We start from the raw sequence: 23666 nt of genomic DNA on the forward strand, positions 1-23666 counted from the left end.
TTACTGCTCTGCATTTTGCATCGCTTCGGCTTGCTCTTCCAAGATCAACGCATCAATGATTTCATCAAGCTTCCCTTGAAGGATTTGCTCCAGCTTTTGCAATGTTAGACCGATGCGGTGATCGGTTACACGGCTTTGCGGGAAGTTGTACGTACGGATACGCTCCGAACGATCACCTGTACCGACTGCAAGCTTACGGTTTTGATCGTATTCCGCTTGTGCTTCACTTTGGAATTTATCATATACACGAGCACGTAAAACCTTCATTGCTTTTTCTTTGTTTTTAATTTGTGATTTCTCATCCTGACACGAAACGACTACGCCTGTTGGTAAATGCGTAAGACGAACGGCTGACATCGTCGTATTTACACTTTGCCCACCCGGTCCACTTGAAGCAAATGTATCAACACGAATATCTTTTTCATGAATATCAACTTCGACTTCTTCCGCTTCTGGTAATACAGCTACCGTCGCTGTTGATGTATGAATCCGGCCACCTGATTCAGTTGTCGGAACACGCTGTACACGATGTGCGCCATTTTCATATTTTAATTTCGAGTACGCACCTTGGCCGTTAATTGTAAAAATAATTTCCTTATACCCGCCAAGCTCCGTAGTTGTTGACTCAATTACATCTGTCTTCCAACCTTGCGCTTCCGCAAAACGACTGTACATTTTGTAAAGATCACCCGCAAACAACTGCGCCTCGTCTCCACCAGCCGCCCCACGAATCTCCATGATTACGTTCTTATCATCATTCGGGTCTTTTGGCAGAAGAAGAATTTTCAAACGAGCTTCGAGCTCTTCTTTGCGATCAGCAAGCTCACTAATTTCTTCCTTCACCATTGCATACATTTCATCATCTAGGTTTTCTTCAAGCATCGCTTTCGCATCTTGATGCTGCTCATTCACTTCTTTATATTCACGGTACACTTGAACAGTTTCTTCTAAATCCGATTGTTCCTTTGAATATTCACGCAATTTTTTTGAATCATTTATGACATCAGGATCACTAAGTAACTCGTTGAGACGATCATAACGATCCTCAACTGATTGTAAACGATCTAACACGGCTCTTCACCTCATTAAGATTTTCCAGTGTATAACATTATAATTATAGTATACAGAAAGAAGCGGGTCAATGAGAGACATATCCCAAAAGGCCAGGTTTGCCTTTTGGGATATGTCTCGATGCAGTGAGCGAAACCGGCGTCATCTCTTAAGCCTTTTTGAGCGATCTTCTCAAAAAGGCGCACGCCGCGCGGAGCCACTGCAAAACTCCTTCGCACTATCACCGCCAAAAGGCCGCCCTTTCCTTTTGGTTGCAGACTCTACTACATTCATATAGCTTTCCCAATTCTTGCTTAACTAGAAGTGATTTGGGGAAAGTAACTATATAAAAGGAGTGATGTTTCGATGAAATATGTTATTATCGGTGGCGATGCCGCTGGGATGAGTGCGGCGATGCAAATTGTTCGTCATGATGAGAAAGCTGATATAACAACACTTGAAATGGGAGAGGTGTACTCTTATGCTCAATGCGGTCTCCCCTATATTGTCGGCGGAGTCATTGATTCATTTGATTCGTTAATTGCACGCTCCGTGGAGACTTTTCGTGAGAAATACGGAATTGACGCGCGTGTGAATCATGAAGTAAAGGCTGTTGACGTCGAGAAAAAAGTTGTCTCTGGTGATGGGTTTGAGATTCCTTATGACAAATTGTTAGTTGCAACCGGTGCAAGCCCAGTTGTTCCCCCTTGGGACGGAGTCGATCTAAAAGGCGTACACTCAGTTAAGACCATTCCTGATACCGAAGCAATAATGAAGGATTTAGATGGGGTTTCAAAGATTGTTGTTATTGGCGGTGGATATATTGGTCTAGAAATGGCCGAGAACTTTGTAGAGATAGGAAAAGACGTAACAATGATTGAACGCAACCCACGGTTAGCAGGAATTTTTGATGAAGAGTTTAGCGAAAAAATTGGCGAGGAAGCCGTGAAGCATGGCATTAAGCTAAGATTTAATGAATCGGTCGAAGCATTTGAAGGTAGCGATGATGGTCGAGTTGCTCATGTTGTAACAGATAAAGGTCGTGTTGATGCAGATCTTGTTGTGATTGCAATCGGCGTCAAACCAAATACAAGCTTTCTTGATGGAACAGGAATTCATTTATTTGCAAATGGTGCGATTAAAGTGAATTCGTTTATGGAGACAAATATCGAGGATGTTTATGCCGCCGGTGATTGCGCGACTCAATACCACCGAATGAAGGAACGAGATGATTATATACCACTTGGCACACACGCAAATAAACAAGGACGACTCGCCGGGCGTGCCATGGTCGGTGCTCCCCGACCATTCCAAGGAATAGTCGGTACATCGATTATTAAGTTTTTCGATTTGACTCTTGGACGGACTGGCTTGTCTGAAAAGGAGATCGAAACACAAGGTTACCCATATGAGACAATTAGCGCTCAACTTCCGCATATTGCTGGCTATTATCCAGAACCGAAAAACCTTGAAATTCGGTTAAGCTACCATACAGAAACAGAGCGACTGCTCGGCGCTCAAGTTATCGGCGAAGCAGGCGTCGATAAGCGTATTGATGTACTCGCGGCCGCGCTCTATCATAACATGCGCGTATCGGAGCTCGAGGATTTAGACCTAGCATATGCCCCACCATATAACGGCGTATGGGATCCAATACAGAGAACGGCCAGGAGGCTGTGAGTTTTTGTATAGGCCACTGAAAAAGGTACAGTTTTGACCTTTTTCAGTGGCCTTTAAGCAATGAGCGGAACCGTTGCTTTGTCTTAAAGCCTGCTATGAGTGGTTTTCTCATAGCAGGCGCGCAACGTGTGGAGCCATTGCCGCTTCCTCGAATCCGCTAAAAAGGACTTTTTCAGTGACCCCTTTCCACAAAAAAGAACGCCCATCAGGCGTTCCTTTCACTAACATGGACTTCATATCGTGGAATTTCCTTACGAAGTGCTCGGTTTAGATTATCCATTTCTTTTTTCTTATCTTCTTCGTTTAAGCCAGCAGGTGGTGTGACATTGACGAAGGCGTGATGCCCGGCAATGATCACTATCCCTGCATCCATGCCATGTTCATCTTCAATAATATGGTGAATCAGCGCTTCGTCATTGCCGAGATGTCTGCGTTCTCGGTGTAATGATTTGAAGCCTGTTCCTGTATTGATTTCACCTGGATGGTCGTACGCAGGTGGTTGTCGAAACAAACTACCGTAGTTGGCTGGCCCTGGACCTAGCAACCCATATGCAAATTGACCAGCATCTGGTGTTCGCGCCTCAGGATTATTATGAGTTACGGCGTTTCCTTGAGCCTGTGGTGGTTGAGGATCCTCTCCACACCCTGTCACTAACACTAATCCCATCGCCATACAGCTTAGCCATTTTTTGTTCATGCCCAAAACACCTCCATGCTTACCTAAATGGGGCTGCATAATTAGTATGTCCGGACGTTGAACGAAAGGTTCCTGTTAGTTTTGACCAGACTTTATTGCAAGTCCAGGCAAAAGTGGTGGCTTATTTGGTATTTCGTGACAATGACGGCAGCGCGGCTCATACGATTCTGAGGCACCAACAAGAATGACTGGATCCGTATAAGATGCCGGCTTGCCATCGATTAAGCGCTGCGTTCTGCTTGCTGGTGAACCACAGCTTGGACACACCGCTTGAAGCTTTGTAACTTCTTCGGCTAATGCCATTAAGCGTTGTGTCGGACCAAATGGCTCACCACGGAAATCTTGATCAAGCCCCGCACAAATGACACGTTTTCCATTATTGGCAAGTTCATCGACGACAGCGATAATCGCTTCATCGAAAAATTGCACCTCGTCGATTGCAACGACTTGAGTTTCTCCTTTTACTAGATCAAGAATATCCATCGAGTGCTTGACAGGAGTCGCCACAACCTTTGTTCCGTTATGGGATACGACTTCTTCCTCACTATAGCGATTATCGATTTCTGGTTTAAATACTTGAACAATTAATTTCCCAAAACTTACACGACGAACGCGTCTAATTAACTCTTCTGACTTTCCGGAAAACATGCTCCCGCAGATCACTTCGATCCAGCCTTCTTGTTTCATCACGTACATTAAATTTCCCCACCTTACAGCAAATGTATCTTCTATATGAACGGAATCAATCCAATTATCAATGTCATTTCTACGTAGTATGTGCAAAAAAAACAGGCAAGAGCTGTGCGCTTGCCTGTTAGTTTATCCAGTTTTACTTCATGTTGTATTTCTTCTTGAACTTATCAACACGGCCACCAACGTCAGTAAGCTTCTGCTTACCAGTGTAGAACGGGTGAGAATCCGAGCTAATCTCAACTTTTAGAAGTGGATACGTGTTACCGTCTTCCCATTCAATTGTTTCGTTTGATCCTTTTGTAGAACCAGACAAAAACTTAAAGCCTGTGCTTGTATCTTGGAAAACCACTTTTTGGTAATTAGGGTGAATTCCTTGTTTCATTACTTTCATCTCCTTTTGCCCTGAATCTCTTCGAAACAGAGTTATCTAAATCACACATGACGAAATTATAACAAGTTGACAGATAAAAATCAACTCTGTATGCATAGAAAAAAATGGTTTACATCATCTTTCACCCCTTTTGAACAAGAGGGCAAAATCGACAGAAGCCTTCCCTACGCGTATCTTACCTCTTCACTCTACGCTTCATTTCCTCATCCATCGCTTCAAAGAAATCAATATTTGTTTTTGTTTCTTTCACTCGCTTAATAAAGTGATCAACAAATTCCGGCGTATCGCTCATTGTTTTGCGGATCGCCCACAGTTTTTCTAGCTGGCTTTTTGGCATAAGAAGCTCTTCTTTTCTTGTACCAGATCTGCGAATATCGATGGAAGGGAATATACGGCGCTCTGACAATTTGCGGTCAAGATGCAACTCCATGTTTCCTGTTCCTTTAAATTCCTCGTAGATGACATCGTCCATTCTTGATCCTGTCTCAACTAGGGCAGTCGCTAAAATCGTTAAACTTCCGCCTTCTTCAATGTTTCTTGCAGCACCGAAGAAACGCTTCGGACGGTGGAACGCGGCTGGGTCAATACCCCCAGATAGAGTTCGTCCACTTGGCGGGATGACGAGGTTATATGCACGAGCTAACCGAGTAATACTATCCATAAGAATGACCACATCTTTTTTATGTTCAACAAGCCTCATCGCTCTTTCAAGGACAAGTTCTGCTACTTTAATGTGATTTTCTGGAACTTCATCGAATGTTGAGCTGACAACTTCTGCTTTTACGGAACGCTCAATGTCAGTTACTTCCTCAGGACGCTCGTCAATTAAAAGAACGATCAATTCAACATCAGGATGGTTTTCAGCAATGCTATTTGCCACTTCCTTCATCAATGATGTCTTCCCTGCTTTTGGCGGAGCGACAATCAAACCACGTTGACCAAAACCAACTGGTGAGATCATATCAATAATTCGTGATGATACACGGCCAGGTTTCGTTTCTAGCTCAATTTTTTGTTCAGGATAAAGCGGTGTCAAAGCTGGAAAATATGGACGATCTCTTGACGTTTCAGGAGCATCTCCGTTCACAGCTTCTACATGAAGAAGTCCGTGATACCGTTCATTTTCCTTTGGCGGTCTTACTTTACCAGAAACCTTATCTCCATTTCTCAGATCAAAACGGCGGATTTGCGACGCAGAAATATAAATATCCTCTGAGCTTGGCATGTAATTTATTGGACGTAAGAAACCAAAGCCTTCAGATTGGATAATTTCCAATACGCCTTCCATGAACATAAGACCATCTTTTTCTGCTTGTGCTTTTAAAATAGCAAAAACTAGCTCTTTTTTTGTTAATTTACTATAATAGGAAACCTTGTACTCTTTTGCTAATTCATAGAGCTCTTTCAGCTTCATATTTTCTAATTCGGAGATATTGACTCCCATTAGGAACACCACACTTCTATATTTAATAAATCCCCATGCGCACAAAAAAGTAAGCATGAGCGCAAGGAGACAGTTTTTTTCAATTTTTAAGCATAGGAAAAAATCATATTAAAATCCTCATTGTATCTTTAAACTTTAGAGAATTCATAAAGTGTAAAGGAAAATTCGAGGGTTCTGGAGATTAGAGGGAAAGGACAAATAAAAAGTACGAACATATATACTATTTTAACCACAATACTAATAATTATTCAACAACAAAAAATAAATTCTTAAAAGATACATAATTCGGGGGTGTCCCAAAAGGTCAAAAACAGACCTTTTGGGACACCCCCTGCAAAATTAACGAATAACTAAATCCGGTTTCTTTTTCATACTATGTTTTCCGTCAACGAAACGTACAGTTCCTGACTTTGCACGCATAACGAGGGATTGCGTCGTTGCAGATGACCCATGATAGCGAACGCCTTTTAACAGTTCACCATCTGTTACACCTGTAGCTGCAAAAATACAATCATCTCCTGTAACGAGGTCGTCCATGTGTAATACTTTATTCACATCTTCAATCCCCATTTTCTTACAACGAGCTAACTCATCTTCGTTAGCAGGAAGAAGTTTACCTTGAAGCTCTCCACCTAAACATTTTAAACCAACAGCAGCGATAACTCCCTCAGGAGCTCCACCGGACCCAAGCATAATATCTACACCTGTGTCACCAAATGCTGTGTTGATTGCCGCCGCTACATCACCATCTGATAAAAGCTTAATTCTAGCACCTGCTGAACGAATATCTTGGATCATTTTTTCATGACGGTCACGATTTAAGATCGATACAACAAGGTCTTCGATATCTTTGCCCTTTGCTTGTGCAACGGCTTTTAAGTTATCGATAATTGGTGCATTGATATCAACTTTCCCAACAGCCTCTGGGCCAACAGCAATTTTGTCCATGTACATATCTGGTGCATGAAGGAGATTGCCGTGATCAGCGATTGCAAGTACAGCTAGTGCATTCCATTGCCCGGAAGCAACAATGTTTGTTCCTTCTAATGGGTCTACAGCGACATCAACACGAGAACCATAGCCATTACCAAGCTTTTCGCCTATATAAAGCATTGGAGCCTCGTCCATTTCGCCTTCCCCGATGACGACCGTTCCCTTCATTGGAATCGTATCAAATACGTCACGCATCGCTTCAGTTGCAGCACGGTCAGCTTCATCTTTGTTTCCTCGTCCCATCCAGCGACCTGATGCTAATGCAGCAGCTTCTGTTACGCGGACTAACTCCATCGATAAACTTCTCTCCATCTTGCTCCCCCCACGTCATTTAACTGTTTACTTGATCTAACTCCTCTTCGGTCATCGTTTCACGCCAAATTTTCGCGCCCAAACCGATCAATTTCTCTTCTAAATTGGCATAACCACGGTCAATGTGTTCCAGTCCGGAAATTTCCGTAACTCCTTCAGCAAGAAGACCAGCTACAACGAGAGCTGCACCTGCTCGTAGGTCGCTTGCACGAACCTTTGCACCTTGCAGCTTCGTTTTGCCGTTAATAATTGCTGAACGACCTTCCACTTTGACATTGGCACCCATTCTTCTTAATTCATCGATATGCTTAAACCGAGCGTTGTAAATCGTATCTGTTACAATGCTTGTTCCCTCTGCTTGTGTTAAGAGACTTGTAAATGGTTGTTGAAGGTCTGTTGGGAAACCAGGATAGACAAGTGTTTTAATGTCCACCCCAACTTTTTCCCCACTGTTATGTATCAACAATTTGTCATCTGATACTTCAATACCTACGCCCATTTCTCTCAGCTTTGCAATCAGTGATTCAACGTGATAAGGAATTATGTTATCGATGACCACTTTCTGCCCCATAGCCGAAGCTAAAATCATATACGTCCCAGCTTCAATGCGGTCCGGAATAATCGAGTGTCTGCAACCATTAAGTGACTCAACTCCATCAATTCGGATCACATTCGTACCGGCACCTTTAATCTTTGCCCCCATACTTGTTAGAAGCGTTGCTACATCAATAATTTCCGGCTCTTTTGCAGCATTTTCAATGATCGTTTGACCTTTAGCTTTTACCGCAGCAAGCATAATATTAATCGTAGCTCCCACACTAACAACATCAAGGTAAATTCGTGCTCCCTTGAGCTCTTCAGCACGTAAATAAATGGCACCTTGCTCATTTGTTACTTTCGCGCCTAATGCTTCAAATCCTTTAATATGTTGATCAATCGGCCTTGGCCCTAGATTACAACCACCAGGTAAGCCGATCACAGCTTTTTTAAATTTTCCGAGCATAGCTCCCATTAAATAATAGGAAGCACGTAATTTTTTTACACGTCCATTCGGTAATGGCATCGCGATCATCGATTCTGGATTGATTACCATTTCATTATCACTTAACTCGACTTTGCCGCCAATTTCCTCTAGTAGTTCGCCAAGCAATTGAACGTCGGAAATTTCCGGTAAATTATCAATTGTCACTTTGGAATCTGCTAAAATAGCTGCTGGTATTAACGCCACCGCACTATTTTTTGCTCCACTAATTTGTACTGTACCTTCTAGCGGATATCCGCCTTCAATCATTAATTTATCCATAACCGCATCCCTTCCGTTGGTGCATTTATAAAAAGACACAATTTTGCTCTCTATATTCCATTATAACCACAACATAGAAAATGTAACGTGTTTTTCTATGTACGATTGTAAAGGAATTTCGAACAAAATGCTACGGACGGCAAGGCGATAAATATTAGCGGTTATTCCAGTCTGCTAAAAACTTCTCAATTCCTTGATCTGTTAATGGATGCTTTGATAGCTGCTGAATAACATTGAACGGAATCGTTGCAATATGAGCTCCTCTGCGAGCTGCCTCAGACACATGAACTGGATGACGAACAGACGCAGCAATAATTTCTGTTGGAATTTCATGAGCATCGAAGATTTCTACGATTTCAGAAATAAGCTCTAACCCATTTTGACCAATATCATCAAGTCTACCTAGGAATGGAGACACATATGTTGCTCCTGCACGTGCTGCAAGCAATGCTTGTACACCTGAGAATACAAGAGTTACATTTGTTTTGATGCCTAGTTCAGAGAATGCGTGAACAGCTTTTAGGCCTTCAGTTGTCATCGGAACTTTCACTGTAATGTTTGGAGCGATTGCCGCTAGTTCTTTTCCTTCTGCAATCATTCCTTCAGCATCTAGCGCAATAACTTCAGCACTAACTGAATCTTCTGTTACAACAGTTGTAATTTCACGTAAACGGTCATGGAAATCCACGCCTTCTTTTGCTACTAGTGAAGGGTTTGTTGTAACCCCTGCTAAAATACCTAAAGATTTTGCTTCCTTAATTTGCTCAATGTTTGCAGTATCAATAAAAAATTTCATGTTTCTCTTCCTCCCAATATTATTTCTATATTTTTTATCATTATAACTCGACAAAAATCGTCAAAGCGTTTACAAATTTACTATTTAGAAAATTTAAAATAAAAATAATGCCATTAAAAGCAGCTCGTTTGACCTGCTTTTAATGGGAATTTCAATTTATGCTTTGTTTGAAGAACCAAACTCACGCATTTTACCTTTAACTGTTTCTTTGATCGCTTCGCGTGCAGGACCTAAGTATTTACGAGGATCGTATTCTTCAGGTTTTGCAGCAAGTGTTTCACGAACAGCTTTTGCAGAAGAGATTTGGCTTTCTGTATTTACATTAATTTTCGCATGTCCAAATTGGATTGCTTTTTGAATATCAGCAGTTGGAATACCAGTACCACCGTGTAGTACAAGAGGGATACCTACTAACTCATCGATTTCCTTCATGCGGTCAAATCCAAGGTTTGGCTCACCTTTGTAAGGACCGTGAACAGAACCAAGAGCTGGAGCGAAGCAGTCTACGCCAGTTGCTTCAACTAGTTCCTTACACTCAGATGGAATTGCGTATGCAGCATCTGCATCATCAACGATTAAGTCATCTTCTTGTCCACCGATACGACCAAGCTCAGCTTCTACTGATACTCCAAGAGCATGAGCAACAGCTACTACTTGCTTCGTTACTGCAATGTTCTCTTCTAAAGGATGGTGAGATCCGTCAATCATAACAGATGTGAAACCTGCATGGATTGCTTCTACACATTTTTCAAAACTTGAACCGTGGTCAAGGTGAATTGCAACAGGAACTGTTACGTTGTACTCTTCCATAAGAGCTTCAACAATTGCCACAATAGTTTTGAAACCACCCATGTAACGAGCTGCACCTTCAGATACACCTAAAATTACTGGTGATTTTTCCTCTTCAGCAGCTTGTAAGATCGCTTGAGTAAATTCAAGATTATTTAAGTTGAATTGACCCACCGCATAGCTTTCCGCCTTCGCTTTGTTAAGCATGTCCTTCATTGATACTAAAGGCATTGTACATCCTCCTTCATGTTAGAGCGAATCTATAGATAACAGACGTAAGTATGATCGCCGTATCTATTTAACAAGTTACCCGAAATGTCAGCAAATATCCAACTTGCCTATGTATAAAGTCTCTTGCTAAATAGAGATAAATCTATAAGAGAGCTCGATAGTTAATCGAGTTCATTATAGCATATCTCGACCAAAAAACACGCATTTCTACAAGGTTTTCGCAACTTTTTGAATGTAAGCGTTTTATAGTGACACTTGTCACTACGATACAGCTAAGCTGTTTTTAATGACTTCACGAATATCATCAATATCGAATGGTTTTGCAAAATGAGTAATCGCTCCTAAGCTCATTGCTTCATTGATTAAATTCAATTCACCATACGCTGTCATCATAATCACATCAACTTCGGCATGGTTTTCTTTAATGCGTTTTAAAATTTCCAAACCGTCCATTCCTGGAATTTTCATGTCAAGAAGAACAAGATCAGGCTTTTCTTCTTCAACGATTTTCAGTGCTTGTACCCCATTTGCTGCCTCATGCATTACATATCCATCTTTTTGAAGGATTTCGCAAAGCAATACCCGAATTCCATACTGATCGTCTACGACTAAAATCTTCTTCACTGAAAACACTCCTCTCAAATTTGGTGTGTATTATTTTCTTTCCGAATTTATATCAGTTAAAATAAATCACACACATTTCACAACAAGTTTAGTTCTGTATAACCTTATAAAAATCCTTCCTCAATCTTAAACAATCGTAGGACAGTGTCCGACATTCGGTGTCTAAGGTTGTCGAGATACCCCCCGGCATACAGTCTATCGCAGTAATTTGTAGCTCAAAAAGGAGGAATACATTTTGAAAAAAATTTTTACAACACAATTGGTTGGTTTATTTAATAAGGTAGATGAGTTTCTACTTGAAGATGCTGCCCGCTTACTAAGCCAAGCTCTTGTTGGTGATGGCAACATCTATATTCATGGAAAAGATGAAATGGCAGCAGTTAGCGCAGAAGCTTTATACGGGAAAGAGTCTCTCTCGCGCGTTTCTCCCTTATTTGAAGAAGGAAGGATGGTTGAGCTAGACCCAGCTGACAGAGTATTTCTCCTTTCACGAGAATCTGACGATGAAGAAATGGTAACAATCGCTGAACAAATTAGCGAGCAAAACATTTCTGTTGTTGGCTTATCTGCTACCCATAGTAATAAAAGAAACAAATGGACCGATTTGGTCGACATTCACCTTGATTTAGATGTGACTCAAAGTCTCGTCCCGACAGATACTGGCGAACGAATTGGCTATCCGTCATCATTGCTTGCGTTATATACGTACTTTTGCTTATATTTGCTTATTTCTGAGATCCTATCCGAGATTGAATAGGTTTTTTCTTGAAAGTAAGAATTGATTGTGGGCGGATTCTGTCTGAGTTGAGGGTTTTCCTTGCCAACTTGCGCCAAACTCTGTCTGAACTTCTCCACTTTCTGTCCATATTGGGCATTTTACTGTCCAACCACTCTTATTCACTCAAAAAAGCAAAACACCCCACATCCGGTGTTTTGCTTTTTCAAATTCTCGCATGTGTATGATGTTTAATGTAGATAAACAGTTTGGTGAACCAGTAAGCAATTGAAGCCAAAATATAGTTTCCTACAAACATATAAAAATTTAATAATGACTCGTGCAGTTGAAAAACATTAATTTCCTCATACAGGAAGAAGATCCCCATTTGTCTATGTAGTTCAATAAAGCCAATTCCTACCACCGCACTAACTCCTAGAAGCCAAAGGTGAAAATTTCTTCCACGGTCCGTACAAAATTGATATAACAATAGATAAACCACTGGTAGTAGCGAGGCATTAATTGATAACGTAAAAGGGTACTGAGGTAAGATCATATACGGATGTTCCCAATACCCATACCTACTCATGTAAGCATCGAGATACGTGTAAAGAACATGGGCTGTGTATCCGTAAAATAAAATTTCAAAAAAACGTTTTCTATTTAAAAGCAGGTACAAAGCAACTAACGGAATAATGAGCAAAGCAATAAGATACCAAAACTGCCATGTTGATGGATCTGAATACGTAGCCCAATACTCATCTGTCAACAAGTTTGTTTCTACTCGAGCTTCGTTCATTTTGTCAATAAAATCTTTATGTGTCATAACACAGCTCCTTCCATCCATATTTTTGTTTTTCCAGGTCATAATTATTCATAAAAGGGCTGACTCTAAAGGTCAAAATCACACCTTTTGGGTCAGCCCTTTATTCCGCATCTTTTTTTCTTTTAATAAAAGAAACAGTTTCGTGAACCAAAATACAAAAATGGAAGTCAAAAAGTTGTTTAAGAAGATGTAAAAATTCAAAAATCCACTATGTAGTTGAAGCACATTCATTTTTTCATGAATTTGAAATAAATTTAACTGTTTGTGGATTTCAACCCAGCCTAGACCTACCACTGCACTAACAACTAATGACCAAATATAGAAGTTTTTCTTGTGCTCTGTGCAGTATTGATAAAGCAACATATAAATAACAGGAAGAATGGCTGCATTTACCGACAACGCAAAAGGAAACTGAGATAAAATCATATAAGGGTGATCGACATAACCATACCGAACGAGAAAAGAATCACCATACGTAAACAACACGTGGATCGAGTAGCCATAGAATAGTATTTCAAAGAATCTTTCTTTGTTAATATAGATAAACAAAATAACCAAAGGAATAATAAGCCATGCTACATGGTACCAAAATTGCCATGTCGTTGGGTCAGAATATAATGCCCAATACTCATCAGTCATATAATTAACTCTCGTTTGCACTTTATTAATGTTTTCAAGAAATTCCTGTTGTCTCATAACAACTCTCCTCTCACCCATATTTTTGGTAAATAGCGACGTGATTATTCAACAACACAAAAGACAGCGCAAAAAGGGTCTGACTCCTACCCCCAGGGGGTAGGGGTCAGACCCCTCTTCACTACACTAAAGCAATATTATTTTTTCAAAGATGCGCCGACGAATTCTCTAAATAGAGGTTGTGGGCGTGTTGGTCTTGAGCTGAATTCTGGATGGAACTGTGATGCGATAAAATATGGGTGCTCTTCTAGCTCAATGATTTCAACAAGTCTTCCATCTGGGCTTGTCCCAGAGAAGATGAATCCTGCTTTTTCCATTTGGTCACGATACTCATTGTTGAACTCATAACGGTGACGGTGACGCTCATACACAATTTGCTCATTGTATGTTGCAGCTGCAACCGTTCCGTCTGTTAACTTACAAGGGAACAACCCAAGGCGAAGCGTTCCACCCATATCTTCTACGTCCTTTTGTTCCGGAAGCAGGTCAATGATTGGATATGGTGTTTCTGGATTTAACTCTGCAGAGTGAGCACCTTCTAAGCCAAGTACGTTACGTGCATACTCAATTGAAGCTAGCTGCATTCCTAAGCAAATCCCTAAGAATGGAACATTGTTCTCACGAGCATAACGAATCGCTGAAATCTTTCCTTCAACTCCACGATCACCAAATCCACCAGGAACTAAAATTCCATCAGCTGAACCAACTAGCTCGGCAACATTTTCATCTGTTACTTCCTCAGCATCAATCCACTGTATATCAACATCAGCATCAAACGCATAACCAGCGTGACGTAATGCTTCAGCCACTGACAAATACGCATCTTGCAAAGCAACGTATTTACCAACAAGGGCAATCGTTACTTTTCCAGATAAGTTTTGTACTTTCTCAACTAGCGCTGTCCACTCGGTCATATCGGCTTCTTTGCACTCAAGCTTCAAATGCTTACAAACAATTGCATCAAGATGTTGTGCTTGAAGATCTAATGGTACTTGATAAAGGGTATCTGCATCGCGTGCCTCAATGACGGCATTTTTGTCGATGTCACAGAATAACGCAATTTTCTCCTTCATATCTTGAGGAACTGGCTTTTCTGTACGAACGACGATCACATTTGGTTGAATACCAAGGCTGCGTAACTCTTTTACACTATGTTGTGTTGGTTTTGATTTCATTTCACCCGCAGCAGCAAGATAAGGGATGAGCGTACAGTGAACATACATCACATTTTCGTATCCAGCATCGCTTTTAATTTGGCGAATGGCTTCTAAGAACGGCAAGCTTTCGATATCCCCTACAGTTCCACCTATTTCTGTAATAACGACATCTGCGCTAGTTTCGCGGCCTGCACGAAAAACTCGCTCTTTAATTTCATTCGTCACGTGTGGGATAACTTGAACCGTTCCACCTAAATAATCACCGCGACGCTCTTTCTTTAAAACAGTTGAGTACACACGTCCTGTTGTTACATTACTGTTTTGACTAAGATTAATATCGATAAAACGCTCATAGTGTCCTAAGTCTAAATCTGTTTCTGCTCCGTCTTCTGTAACGAATACTTCCCCGTGCTGATACGGGCTCATCGTTCCTGGGTCCACGTTAATGTATGGGTCAAATTTTTGAATCGTTACTTTTAAGCCACGATTTTTTAATAAACGTCCTAGTGATGCAGCTGTAATTCCTTTTCCGAGTGATGACACTACGCCACCAGTTACAAAAATATACTTCGTTGCCATGTTGTTTTCGTCTCCCTTGCTTAATATATAAGTATTCTCTCCTACACGGAGCGTCTTCACACAAATTGCAGCCAACACACAGCTGGCATACAGATAACCACGGGGTACTTATTAATGATTCTTCCCTTTAGGGTATGCTATATAAAAATAAAAAAACAAAAGTGACAGCTCTCCCTAGAAAGGGGGCGCACTTTTGTTTTATAAAATTATTCCAATTAGATTTCTTAAGCCCTAAATGATTCTACCTATATTGCTTACAGAAGTCAAGTAGATTTCATTCGTTAAAATTAACGAAGATCCTCATCTTCTTCTTCGATATCTTCGTCATCATCTGTGTCGTCAAGATCTAAGTCTTCATCCGTATCATCGAAATCTGCGTCTTCTTCTTCATCTTCATCGAGATCGTCGTCATCGGCAATTTCATCAAGCTCATCTTCAAGATCTTCGTACTCATCTTCGTAATCTTCAAATCCATCATCAAGAGTATCCACATCATCCAATGCCGCCTTCGCCTTTTTGCGTGGCTTTACAGGTGTTGTAATTTCTTCTTCGGCCTGCTCTAATGGATACCAGCTTTTTAAACCCCAACGGTTGTCTCCTAAAGAGTGAAAGCGTCCATCGATGTTCATATCTGTGTATAGGTTTGAAATACGTTGTTCTACTTCTTCTTTTGGCATTTCTTTAACCTCTGCCACTTTGTTTACGAGGTCATAATAATCATAAGGTGTGCGCTCATCCTTCATAATTTCAAACGCAACCTCCACCATCGACATCTCTTGTAATTCTTCTTTCTCCAATTGTTGTAGCTTCATCAAAAGGCACGTCCTTTCAGTCAATCTTCTTCTATCTATTGATCCAATCGCTGTTGGCATTTCAAGCATACTTTTCATTATAAACATATTTCCGGTGTTTATGCTAGTTCATGGAAGAAGAAAGTCTATTAGCTAGGCAAGAAGTGTCCCTTCATCACTAACTAAATCATGCAAAAGCTCTAAGCCAATATAACGATCATAAAGTTCTGCAATCATCTTCCTCCCCCTTAATTATGGAATTTCACCTATTATACAATATTTCTTTAATTTGGAAAGCTTTAAAGCAGGAAAAAAGAGCACTAAAAAAGGTAAACATTCCCTCTTTAGTACCCTTATTTCCTTCAAATAAGATCTACATATTTCTACGATACTGTCCCCCTACTTCATAAAGTGCTGCTGTAATTTGCCCTAAGCTTGCTACTTTGACGGTCTCCATCAACTGTGCAAATACATTTCCACCTTGAATTGCTGTTTGCTGGAGCTGTTTCAAAGCTATTGTTGAATCTTGTTCATGCTTTTTTTGGAACAGACGTAAATTGATAATTTGTTGTTCCTTCTCTTCCTTTGTCGCACGAGCCAACTCTAGTTCAAATTCATCGCCAGCTTCTTGTTCGTTCGGATTGACATACGTATTTACACCTATAATCGGTAAATCCCCTGTATGCTTTTTCATCTCATAAAACATAGATTCCTCTTGAATTTTGCTGCGCTGATACTGAGTTTCCATCGCTCCAAGTACGCCGCCACGATCATTGATTTGCTCAAGCTCACGCAGTACAGCCTCTTCTACTAAATTTGTTAATTCCTCAATAATGAAAGAGCCTTGTAATGAGTTTTCATTTTTGGCAAGACCAAGCTCCTTTGAAATGATCATTTGAATCGCCATCGCCCGTCTAACTGAGTTCTCCGTTGGTGTTGTAATCGCTTCATCATACGCATTTGTATGAAGTGAATTACAGTTATCATAAATAGCCATTAATGCTTGTAGCGTTGTTCTTATATCATTAAAGTCAATTTCCTGAGCATGTAACGACCGGCCTGATGTTTGAATATGATATTTTAATTTTTGGCTTCTTTCATTCGCCTTGTATTTATTCTTCATAACCGTTGACCATATTCTTCTTGCGACCCGGCCAATGACCGTATATTCTGGGTCCAGTCCATTACTAAAGAAGAAGGATAAGTTCGGTGCAAACTTGTTTATATCCATGCCGCGGCTTAAGTAATACTCAACATACGTAAACCCATTGGCAAGTGTAAAGGCAAGCTGTGAAATCGGATTTGCTCCCGCCTCGGCAATATGATAGCCAGAAATTGAGACCGAATAATAGTTACGAACGTCATAATCAATAAAATATTGCTGGATATCCCCCATCATTCTAAGCGCAAATTCGGTTGAAAAAATACAGGTGTTTTGCCCTTGATCTTCTTTTAGAATATCAGCTTGAACCGTCCCTCTTACAACTTTTAGTGTTTGTCGTTTAATCGACTCACGCTCTTCTTCTGTCGGGTTACGCCCGTGCTCCTTTTTAAAGCGTTCTGACTGCTGGTCAATCGCTGTATTCATAAACATCGCAAGTAAAATCGGAGCCGGACCATTAATCGTCATCGAAACCGATGTTTGCGGTGCGCACAAATCAAAGCCTGCATACAGCTTCTTCATATCATCTAACGTACAAACGCTAACCCCACTCTCACCAACCTTGCCGTATATATCAGGCCGATAATCAGGGTCTTCTCCGTACAATGTAACCGAATCAAACGCCGTACTTAAGCGCTTTGCCTCATCATCTTTTGATAAATAATGAAAACGCCGATTCGTTCTCTCCGGTGTACCTTCTCCAGCAAATTGCCGTTTAGGATCTTCTCCTTTTCTCTTAAATGGAAACACTCCTGCTGTAAATGGAAACTGTCCAGGAACATTCTCTTCCATCGACCATTTTAAAATGTCTCCCCAATCTGAGAATTTCGGCAGCGCCACCTTTGGAATTTTCAAGCCCGATAAGCTCTCTGTCGTTAGTTCTGTCACAATCTCTTTATCGCGAATTTTTGTCACAAAGGTGTCTTGTTTGTATGCTTCTTTTAACGAATTCCAGTTGTCTAGAATTTGTTTTGAAGTGGGGAGAAGCTGCTCTTCGTATTGTTGCTTTACGTCATGTAACTGTTTTAAAGCTTCGGTTTCTAACGCTTGTTCCTCAAGTGTATTGAGGGCACCTGTTAACTGAAATAATTTACGCGCAACCTTGGCCTGTTCATCGGTTGTTTTTTTATACTGCCTAATCGTTTGGACGATGTCACGCAAATAATGAGTTTGCTCAGGTGGGATGATGATATTTTGTTTTACGACCTCTGTACTCGTTTCAATCATCGTTTCCCAGTTGTTATGACTAATTTGGGCGATACGTTCAACAAGGGCGGCAAACAGCGTATTCGTCCCAAGATCATTGAACTGACTTGCAATCGTCCCGTACACCGGCATAGCTTCAAGTCGTTCATCAAAACGGTTGTGACTGCGCTGATATTGTTTGCGAACATGCCTTAGTGCATCCTCTGACCCTTTTCGGTCAAATTTATTAATCGCAATCAAATCAGCAAAATCGATCATATCAATTTTCTCAAGCTGCGAAGGCGCCCCGTATTCACTCGTCATCACATACATCGAAATATCAGCGACCTCGATGATTTCAGCATCCCCTTGGCCAATCCCGCTCGTTTCAACAATAATCAAATCATAGCCGGCTGCTTTCACAACTGCGATCGCCTCTTTCAGGCTTGCTGAAATCTCTGTACGCGACCCGCGTGTTGCAAGCGAACGCATAAAAACACGCGGATCGTGAATGGCATTCATCCGAATTCGGTCTCCAAGCAGCGCTCCCCCTGTTTTTTGTTTGGTCGGATCAATCGAGAGAATCGCGACCGTTTTATCCTCAAACTCAAATAAAAATCTCCGGACCAGTTCATCGGTTAAGGAGCTTTTCCCTGCTCCGCCTGTTCCTGTGATCCCGACAACTGGAACAGGCGTGGCGAGTTGGTTGATTTGTTGAAACGTCTTTTTGAACATACCTTCCTGTCGATGTTCCGCAATGGTGATGAGTCGTGCAACCGTGCTCGGATTTTTTTCTTTTAGCTTTGTGATTTCTTTCTCGTCTGTTCCTGCGACATTAAAATCACACTCTCTGAGCATTTGATCAATCATGCCTTGCAGACCATGCTTGCGTCCATCTTCAGGTGAAAAAATCCGTGAAATCCCGTAGTCGTGTAGCTCTTTCATTTCTGGCGGGGTGATGACGCCGCCTCCTCCCCCGTAAATACGGATATGTCCTGCCCCTTTTTCTTGCAAAAGATCATAACAGTATTTAAAAAACTCGACATGTCCTCCCTGGTACGAGGAAATCGCAATCCCTTGGACATCCTCTTGTATGGAAGCGTTTACAATTTCTTCAACAGAGCGGTTATGCCCAAGGTGAATAACCTCAGCCCCGCTCGCCTGCAAAATTCTTCTCATAATGTTAATTGACGCATCATGACCATCAAACAAACTTGACGCGGTCACAAAACGCACATGGTTTTTCGGACGGTACGTTTCTGACATGAACACTACTCCTCCTTTAAATCGGACGGTGATCGACTCCTTGAAGCAGCTGCTCGACTTGTAAGGCCGTATATTCCTCTAAGCTAAAATGCTTCTGAATTTGCCATCTTCTAAATGTCCACATATGTCCTTGCACTAAAATATTATGAGCAACTAGCTTCACCCTAGCATCATCATCTACATTAATTACCCCTTCTTTGGCGCAATCACGAATGACTTTTTCAATCATTTCCGTCATTTCTACTTCTTTTTGGAGCACGTAAGACAGTGCCTCTTTCGGAAGGGATTTCGCCTCTTGATACATGACAAGCACCTCATCCTGCATATCATGAATCACTTGAAAATAGGCAGCAACTGCCTTTTTCAGTCTATCAATCCCTTCATTGTTCGTATTAAGGTGATAAGCTAGTCGATCTCTTACCTCTTCATATATTGCATCACAAACAAGGTAAAGGATATCTTCCTTTGATCTAATATATTCATAGAGTGTCCCAATGCTAAAACCTGACTCTTTTGCAATTTCTCTCGTCGTTGTGCGATGGAACCCCTTTTCAATAAATAAGCGGACAGCTCCTTTGACCATTTGTTCACGACGTTTTTTAATTAATTCTGGATCTTTGACTAACGATGGAACGGATTTCTTCAAATTTGCCAACCTACTTCCTCTCACTTTTCTCTAATACCTCTAAGCATACTAGACTTTTGGACAATCTACCATACTGAGTTAAGAATATTTTGTTAAATTTAATATAGAGAGAAGATACTTTAGTCTGATGGAAGTTTAGTTTGAAAAATAGGAGGGAACTGAAAAAGGTAAAAGCAGTACCTAGATCTTTTTAGCAGCTTTCATATCGAGCTCTCAATCTGCCAACAACATCTTCGCGATCACCAATCTTTGAATCTCATTCGTACCTTCATAAATTTGCGTAATTTTTGCATCACGCATAAAGCGTTCAACTGGGTACTCTTTTGTATATCCATATCCTCCAAATACTTGAACGGCTTCGACGGTCACTTCCATTGCTGTATCTCCTGCAAGCAGCTTTGACATTGCAGATTCCAATCCGTACGATAACCCTTCGCTTTCCTTCCATGCCGCTTGATACGTGAGCAGACGGCTCGCTTCGATTTTTGTCGCCATATCTGCTAGCTTGAAGGAAATTCCCTGCTGAGCTCCAATAGCCTTGCCAAACTGCTTTCGTTCTTTTGCATATTCAATTGATGCATCTAGTGCTCCTTGAGCGATCCCGACCGCTTGTGCGGCGATTCCATTTCGACCGCCATCTAGTGTCATCATCGCAATTTTAAAGCCCTCTCCTTCTTTCCCAAGTCGGTTTGCAGCAGGTACCCGACAATTTTCAAACATGATTTCTGTTGTTGGTGAGGAGCGAATACCAAGCTTATGCTCCTTTTTCCCGACGGAAAAGCCCGGTGTATCAGCATCCACGATGAAGGCCGTGACCCCTTTATGCCTGAGACTTGGATTAGTCAAAGCAAAGACAACATAAATATCAGCTACTCCACCATTTGTAATAAAAATTTTCGAGCCGTTTACAACATAATCCTCACCGTCTAATACTGCCGTCGTCTTCATCGCTGCAGCATCTGACCCTGATCCTGGTTCGGTCAGCCCGTACGCCCCGATTTTCGTTCCTTCTGCTAAAGCGCGCAAATACGTTTGCTTTTGTTCCTCGGTACCAAATTTATAAATCGGCCAGCCAGCAAGTGAGGTATGAGCAGACAGTGTTACCCCTGTTGATGCACAAACGCGCGAAAGCTCTTCAACTGCAATGACATAGCTCATATAATCTGACCCGATTCCACCATATTCCTCAGGCCACGGAATCCCCGTTAGACCAAGCTCCGCCATTTTATCGAAAATGTCACGATCAAAGCGTTCCTCTTCATCACGCTTTGCAGCTGTCGGTGCGACTTCTTTGTTGGCAAAGTCACGAACCATTTTCCGGATCATTTCCTGCTCTTCTGTTAAGAAAAAATTCATGAGATAGCCTCCTAGTTTAGTAACTGTTTGCTAATGACGAGTCGCTGAATTTCACTCGTTCCCTCGTAAATCTCACATACTTTTGCATCTCGGAAATAACGCTCAACCGGATACTCTTTCGTATATCCATAACCTCCAAAAATTTGCACCGCTTCAATGGCGGTTTCCACCGCTGTTTTTGAAGCGTATAACTTAGCCATTGAGGCTTCCTGACGAGAGCGTTTGTCGTTGTCTTTTAAATGAGCTGCCCGGTAAGTAAGGAGTTTGGCTGCTTCAATTTTTGTGGCCATATCAGCAAGCTTAAAAGAAACTGCCTGCTGCGTTCCAATCGCTTTGCCAAATTGCTTCCGCTGTTTTGCATAGTTTGTTGCTGCTTCAAAAGCGGCTTCCGCGATTCCTAAGCTTTGAGCCGCAATTCCAATCCGGCCAAAATCAAGATTTGCCATCGCAATTTTGAAGCCGTCTCCTTCTTTCCCTAGCAAATTCTCAGCCGGAACTAGGGCATTTTCTAAAATAAGTTCGGTTGTATTCGATCCATTTAAACCCATCTTCTTTTCCTTTTTGCCTGCTTTAAAGCCTGGCGTGTCTTTTTCAACGATGAAGGCTGAGATCCCTTTTGCTCCCGTGCCTGGTGCAGTCGTAGCAAAAACGATGTACGTATCTGCTTCGCCACCGTTTGTAATAAATATTTTGGAGCCGTTTAACACGTAATGGTCTCCCTTTTTTACAGCTGTCGTTTTTAACGCAGCTGCATCCGAACCTGCGCTTGGCTCAGTAAGCCCAAACGCTCCTAAATAGGTTCCTGTCGCTAACTTAGTCACGTACTTTTTCTTTTGCTCTTCTGTTCCAAAATACAAAATTGGATTTGTCCCAACAGATGTGTGAACAGATAAAATAACACCAATGGTTGCACTTACCTTTGACAGCTCATGAATCGCTATAATATACGATGTAAAATCCATCGCTGAGCCGCCATATTTTTCAGGGATCGGAATTCCCATCAAGCCAAGCTTACTCATTTTTTTTATGATACCTTTTGGGAACGTCTCGTGTGTTTCCATCTCATCAATAAAAGGAGTGATCTGCTCTTCTGCAAATTCACGCACCATTTTTCTCATCATCTCTTGCTCGTTTGTGAAGCGCAAATTCATGACTACACCTCCCTAGATGTAATACTAGCTGTATTTGTAAAAACCTCGACCTGACTTCTTGCCAAGCCAGCCTGCCTTTACGTACTTTTTGAGGAGCGGACACGGGCGGTACTTGTCATCACCAAAGCCTTCATGAAGCGTCTCCATAATATAAAGGCACGTATCAAGACCAATAAAATCAGCAAGTGTCAGCGGTCCCATCGGATGATTCATGCCAAGCTTCATAACTTCATCAATCGCCTCAGGTTCAGCAACTCCTTCATAAACGGTAAAAATAGCTTCGTTAATCATCGGCATTAAAATCCGGTTTGAAACAAACCCAGGAAAATCGTTTACTTCCACCGGCGTTTTTCCAAGCCTGTGTGACAAGGCTCGAATCGTTTCAAAAACCTCATCGTCTGTCGCAAGTCCACGAATAATTTCAACGAGCTTCATAACTGGAACTGGATTCATAAAATGCATGCCAATGACTTTCTCCGGCCTATTTGTGCTAGCCGCAATTTCTGTTATCGGCAACGATGACGTATTAGTCGCTAAGATTGTCGTTGGTAGGGTGATCTGGTCAAGCTCTGCAAAAATCGAGGATTTCACTTTGATGTTTTCAACCGCAGCTTCAATCACTAATTGGACGTCACGCGCATCTCCTAGATCGGTTGAACCTTCGATACGTCCTAAGATCTCTTGTTTTTCCGTCTCGCCAAGTCTGCCTTTCTCGACTTGGCGAGCTAGATTTTTCGTAATGGACGTCATACCTTTTTGAACGTACTCTTCTTTTATGTCATGAAGAACGACATTAATTCCAGCCATTGCGTGGACTTGAGCAATGCCTGATCCCATTTGTCCCGCTCCAATGACCATGACTTTTTGTATGTTCATAGATACTCTCCTTTGAGATGTGATTCGGTGTAACCAAAACGGAAGATCGCCCTTTTCGCCTTACTTGTGCGAACAGGCTTGCGATGGCTACACTCGCCGTGCGCCTTTTATGAGAAAACCGCTCATAAAAGGCTTAAAAGATTACGGCGGCTTCGCTCATCGCTTCGGTTTCATAAAAAGGGAAGATCGCCCTTTTCGCCTTACTTGTGCGAACAGGCTTGCGATGGCTACACTCGCCGTGCGCCTTTTATGAGAAA

At 41.6% G+C, this 23666-nt stretch carries 21 protein-coding genes; 2 read left to right on the plus strand and 19 right to left on the minus strand.

Features of this window, described 5'->3' with window-relative positions:
- Entirely contained in the window at positions 1 to 1071 is a 1071-nt protein-coding gene (gene prfA / locus SAY88_RS01110; protein ID WP_332628629.1) for a peptide chain release factor 1, read from the minus strand.
- A 345-nt stretch (positions 1072 to 1416) separates the two neighbouring features.
- Between prfA and SAY88_RS01115 the strand changes: the two genes are divergently transcribed.
- The gene (locus SAY88_RS01115; protein ID WP_332628630.1) at positions 1417 to 2730 is read left to right on the plus strand and encodes an FAD-dependent oxidoreductase; all 1314 of its coding nucleotides are present in this window, start codon (positions 1417 to 1419) and stop codon (positions 2728 to 2730) included.
- A gap of 205 nt (positions 2731 to 2935) precedes the next feature.
- On the opposite strand, the gene SAY88_RS01120 is transcribed toward SAY88_RS01115, so the two are convergent.
- The 9 genes from SAY88_RS01120 to SAY88_RS01160 all read right to left on the minus strand — a co-directional run bounded on the left by SAY88_RS01120 (position 2936) and on the right by SAY88_RS01160 (position 11003).
- The gene (locus tag SAY88_RS01120; protein ID WP_332628631.1) at positions 2936 to 3427 is read right to left on the minus strand and encodes a hypothetical protein; all 492 of its coding nucleotides are present in this window, start codon (positions 3425 to 3427) and stop codon (positions 2936 to 2938) included.
- Positions 3428 to 3502: 75 nt separating this feature from the next.
- Positions 3503 to 4123, minus strand: coding sequence for a thymidine kinase (locus SAY88_RS01125; protein ID WP_332628632.1), 621 nt, complete (start codon positions 4121 to 4123; stop codon positions 3503 to 3505).
- Between the two features lie 133 nt (positions 4124 to 4256).
- On the minus strand, positions 4257 to 4502 hold the full coding sequence (locus SAY88_RS01130; RefSeq protein ID WP_332628633.1) for a type B 50S ribosomal protein L31: 246 nt from the start codon (positions 4500 to 4502) through the stop codon (positions 4257 to 4259).
- Between the two features lie 184 nt (positions 4503 to 4686).
- Positions 4687 to 5955: a transcription termination factor Rho gene (gene rho, locus SAY88_RS01135; RefSeq protein ID WP_332628634.1), complete on the minus strand. Its 1269-nt coding sequence runs from the start codon at positions 5953 to 5955 to the stop codon at positions 4687 to 4689.
- Between the two features lie 339 nt (positions 5956 to 6294).
- A complete protein-coding gene (gene glpX / locus SAY88_RS01140) occupies positions 6295 to 7260 on the minus strand; it encodes a class II fructose-bisphosphatase (protein WP_332628635.1) in 966 nt (321 codons plus the stop codon).
- Positions 7261 to 7279: 19 nt separating this feature from the next.
- Positions 7280 to 8563: a UDP-N-acetylglucosamine 1-carboxyvinyltransferase gene (gene murA, locus SAY88_RS01145; protein ID WP_332628636.1), complete on the minus strand. Its 1284-nt coding sequence runs from the start codon at positions 8561 to 8563 to the stop codon at positions 7280 to 7282.
- 154 nt (positions 8564 to 8717) lie between these two features.
- The gene (gene fsa, locus SAY88_RS01150) at positions 8718 to 9359 is read right to left on the minus strand and encodes a fructose-6-phosphate aldolase (protein ID WP_332628637.1); all 642 of its coding nucleotides are present in this window, start codon (positions 9357 to 9359) and stop codon (positions 8718 to 8720) included.
- 156 nt (positions 9360 to 9515) lie between these two features.
- The gene (locus tag SAY88_RS01155) at positions 9516 to 10379 is read right to left on the minus strand and encodes a class II fructose-bisphosphate aldolase (RefSeq protein ID WP_332628638.1); all 864 of its coding nucleotides are present in this window, start codon (positions 10377 to 10379) and stop codon (positions 9516 to 9518) included.
- A gap of 261 nt (positions 10380 to 10640) precedes the next feature.
- Positions 10641 to 11003, minus strand: coding sequence for a response regulator (locus SAY88_RS01160; RefSeq protein ID WP_034632964.1), 363 nt, complete (start codon positions 11001 to 11003; stop codon positions 10641 to 10643).
- Positions 11004 to 11238: 235 nt separating this feature from the next.
- Here SAY88_RS01160 and SAY88_RS01165 point away from each other — a divergent pair, with 235 nt between their 5' ends.
- On the plus strand, positions 11239 to 11760 hold the full coding sequence (locus tag SAY88_RS01165) for a DUF2529 family protein (RefSeq protein WP_332628639.1): 522 nt from the start codon (positions 11239 to 11241) through the stop codon (positions 11758 to 11760).
- 184 nt (positions 11761 to 11944) lie between these two features.
- Here SAY88_RS01165 and SAY88_RS01170 read toward each other — a convergent pair whose 3' ends face one another.
- The 9 genes from SAY88_RS01170 to SAY88_RS01210 form a co-directional block, all read right to left on the minus strand.
- A complete protein-coding gene (locus SAY88_RS01170; RefSeq protein ID WP_332628640.1) occupies positions 11945 to 12544 on the minus strand; it encodes a CBO0543 family protein in 600 nt (199 codons plus the stop codon).
- A gap of 78 nt (positions 12545 to 12622) precedes the next feature.
- Complete coding sequence (locus SAY88_RS01175) at positions 12623 to 13240, minus strand: hypothetical protein (RefSeq protein ID WP_332628641.1); 618 nt, start codon at positions 13238 to 13240, stop codon at positions 12623 to 12625.
- 137 nt (positions 13241 to 13377) lie between these two features.
- Positions 13378 to 14976 (minus strand): CTP synthase, encoded by a 1599-nt coding sequence (gene pyrG / locus SAY88_RS01180; RefSeq protein WP_332628642.1) that lies wholly within the window; start codon positions 14974 to 14976, stop codon positions 13378 to 13380.
- Between the two features lie 287 nt (positions 14977 to 15263).
- Positions 15264 to 15788 (minus strand): DNA-directed RNA polymerase subunit delta, encoded by a 525-nt coding sequence (gene rpoE, locus SAY88_RS01185; protein ID WP_332628643.1) that lies wholly within the window; start codon positions 15786 to 15788, stop codon positions 15264 to 15266.
- Between the two features lie 352 nt (positions 15789 to 16140).
- Positions 16141 to 19380, minus strand: coding sequence for a fused isobutyryl-CoA mutase/GTPase IcmF (icmF, locus tag SAY88_RS01190; protein ID WP_332628644.1), 3240 nt, complete (start codon positions 19378 to 19380; stop codon positions 16141 to 16143).
- A 16-nt stretch (positions 19381 to 19396) separates the two neighbouring features.
- A complete protein-coding gene (locus SAY88_RS01195) occupies positions 19397 to 20035 on the minus strand; it encodes a TetR/AcrR family transcriptional regulator (protein WP_488803294.1) in 639 nt (212 codons plus the stop codon).
- Positions 20036 to 20239: 204 nt separating this feature from the next.
- Positions 20240 to 21382: an acyl-CoA dehydrogenase gene (locus SAY88_RS01200; RefSeq protein ID WP_332628645.1), complete on the minus strand. Its 1143-nt coding sequence runs from the start codon at positions 21380 to 21382 to the stop codon at positions 20240 to 20242.
- An 11-nt stretch (positions 21383 to 21393) separates the two neighbouring features.
- Positions 21394 to 22533 carry an acyl-CoA dehydrogenase gene (locus SAY88_RS01205; RefSeq protein WP_332628646.1) on the minus strand — a complete coding sequence of 380 codons (1140 nt, stop codon included), beginning with the start codon at positions 22531 to 22533 and terminating at the stop codon, positions 21394 to 21396.
- A 24-nt stretch (positions 22534 to 22557) separates the two neighbouring features.
- Positions 22558 to 23409 carry a 3-hydroxybutyryl-CoA dehydrogenase gene (locus tag SAY88_RS01210; RefSeq protein ID WP_332628647.1) on the minus strand — a complete coding sequence of 284 codons (852 nt, stop codon included), beginning with the start codon at positions 23407 to 23409 and terminating at the stop codon, positions 22558 to 22560.
- Positions 23410 to 23666: the final 257 nt, after the last annotated feature.

The organism is Halalkalibacter flavus, assembly GCF_036663575.1.
In the GTDB taxonomy this organism is placed as follows: Bacteria; Bacillota; Bacilli; order Bacillales; family Bacillaceae_D; genus Halalkalibacter; species Halalkalibacter flavus.

Bases quoted from the DNA above. Each gene is read 5' to 3' on its own strand.
- SAY88_RS01115 (WP_332628630.1), top strand. From the start codon at position 1,417: ATGAAATATGTTATTATCGGTGGCGATGCCGCTGGGATGAGTGCGGCG.
- SAY88_RS01120 (WP_332628631.1), bottom strand. From the start codon at position 3,427: ATGAACAAAAAATGGCTAAGCTGTATGGCGATGGGATTAGTGTTAGTG.
- SAY88_RS01125 (WP_332628632.1), bottom strand. From the start codon at position 4,123: ATGTACGTGATGAAACAAGAAGGCTGGATCGAAGTGATCTGCGGGAGC.
- SAY88_RS01130 (WP_332628633.1), bottom strand. From the start codon at position 4,502: ATGAAACAAGGAATTCACCCTAATTACCAAAAAGTGGTTTTCCAAGAT.
- rho (WP_332628634.1), bottom strand. From the start codon at position 5,955: ATGGGAGTCAATATCTCCGAATTAGAAAATATGAAGCTGAAAGAGCTC.
- glpX (WP_332628635.1), bottom strand. From the start codon at position 7,260: ATGGAGAGAAGTTTATCGATGGAGTTAGTCCGCGTAACAGAAGCTGCT.
- murA (WP_332628636.1), bottom strand. From the start codon at position 8,563: ATGGATAAATTAATGATTGAAGGCGGATATCCGCTAGAAGGTACAGTA.
- fsa (WP_332628637.1), bottom strand. From the start codon at position 9,359: ATGAAATTTTTTATTGATACTGCAAACATTGAGCAAATTAAGGAAGCA.
- SAY88_RS01155 (WP_332628638.1), bottom strand. From the start codon at position 10,379: ATGCCTTTAGTATCAATGAAGGACATGCTTAACAAAGCGAAGGCGGAA.
- SAY88_RS01170 (WP_332628640.1), bottom strand. From the start codon at position 12,544: ATGACACATAAAGATTTTATTGACAAAATGAACGAAGCTCGAGTAGAA.
- SAY88_RS01175 (WP_332628641.1), bottom strand. From the start codon at position 13,240: ATGAGACAACAGGAATTTCTTGAAAACATTAATAAAGTGCAAACGAGA.
- pyrG (WP_332628642.1), bottom strand. From the start codon at position 14,976: ATGGCAACGAAGTATATTTTTGTAACTGGTGGCGTAGTGTCATCACTC.
- rpoE (WP_332628643.1), bottom strand. From the start codon at position 15,788: ATGAAGCTACAACAATTGGAGAAAGAAGAATTACAAGAGATGTCGATG.
- icmF (WP_332628644.1), bottom strand. From the start codon at position 19,380: ATGTCAGAAACGTACCGTCCGAAAAACCATGTGCGTTTTGTGACCGCG.
- SAY88_RS01200 (WP_332628645.1), bottom strand. From the start codon at position 21,382: ATGAATTTTTTCTTAACAGAAGAGCAGGAAATGATCCGGAAAATGGTT.
- SAY88_RS01205 (WP_332628646.1), bottom strand. From the start codon at position 22,533: ATGAATTTGCGCTTCACAAACGAGCAAGAGATGATGAGAAAAATGGTG.
- SAY88_RS01210 (WP_332628647.1), bottom strand. From the start codon at position 23,409: ATGAACATACAAAAAGTCATGGTCATTGGAGCGGGACAAATGGGATCA.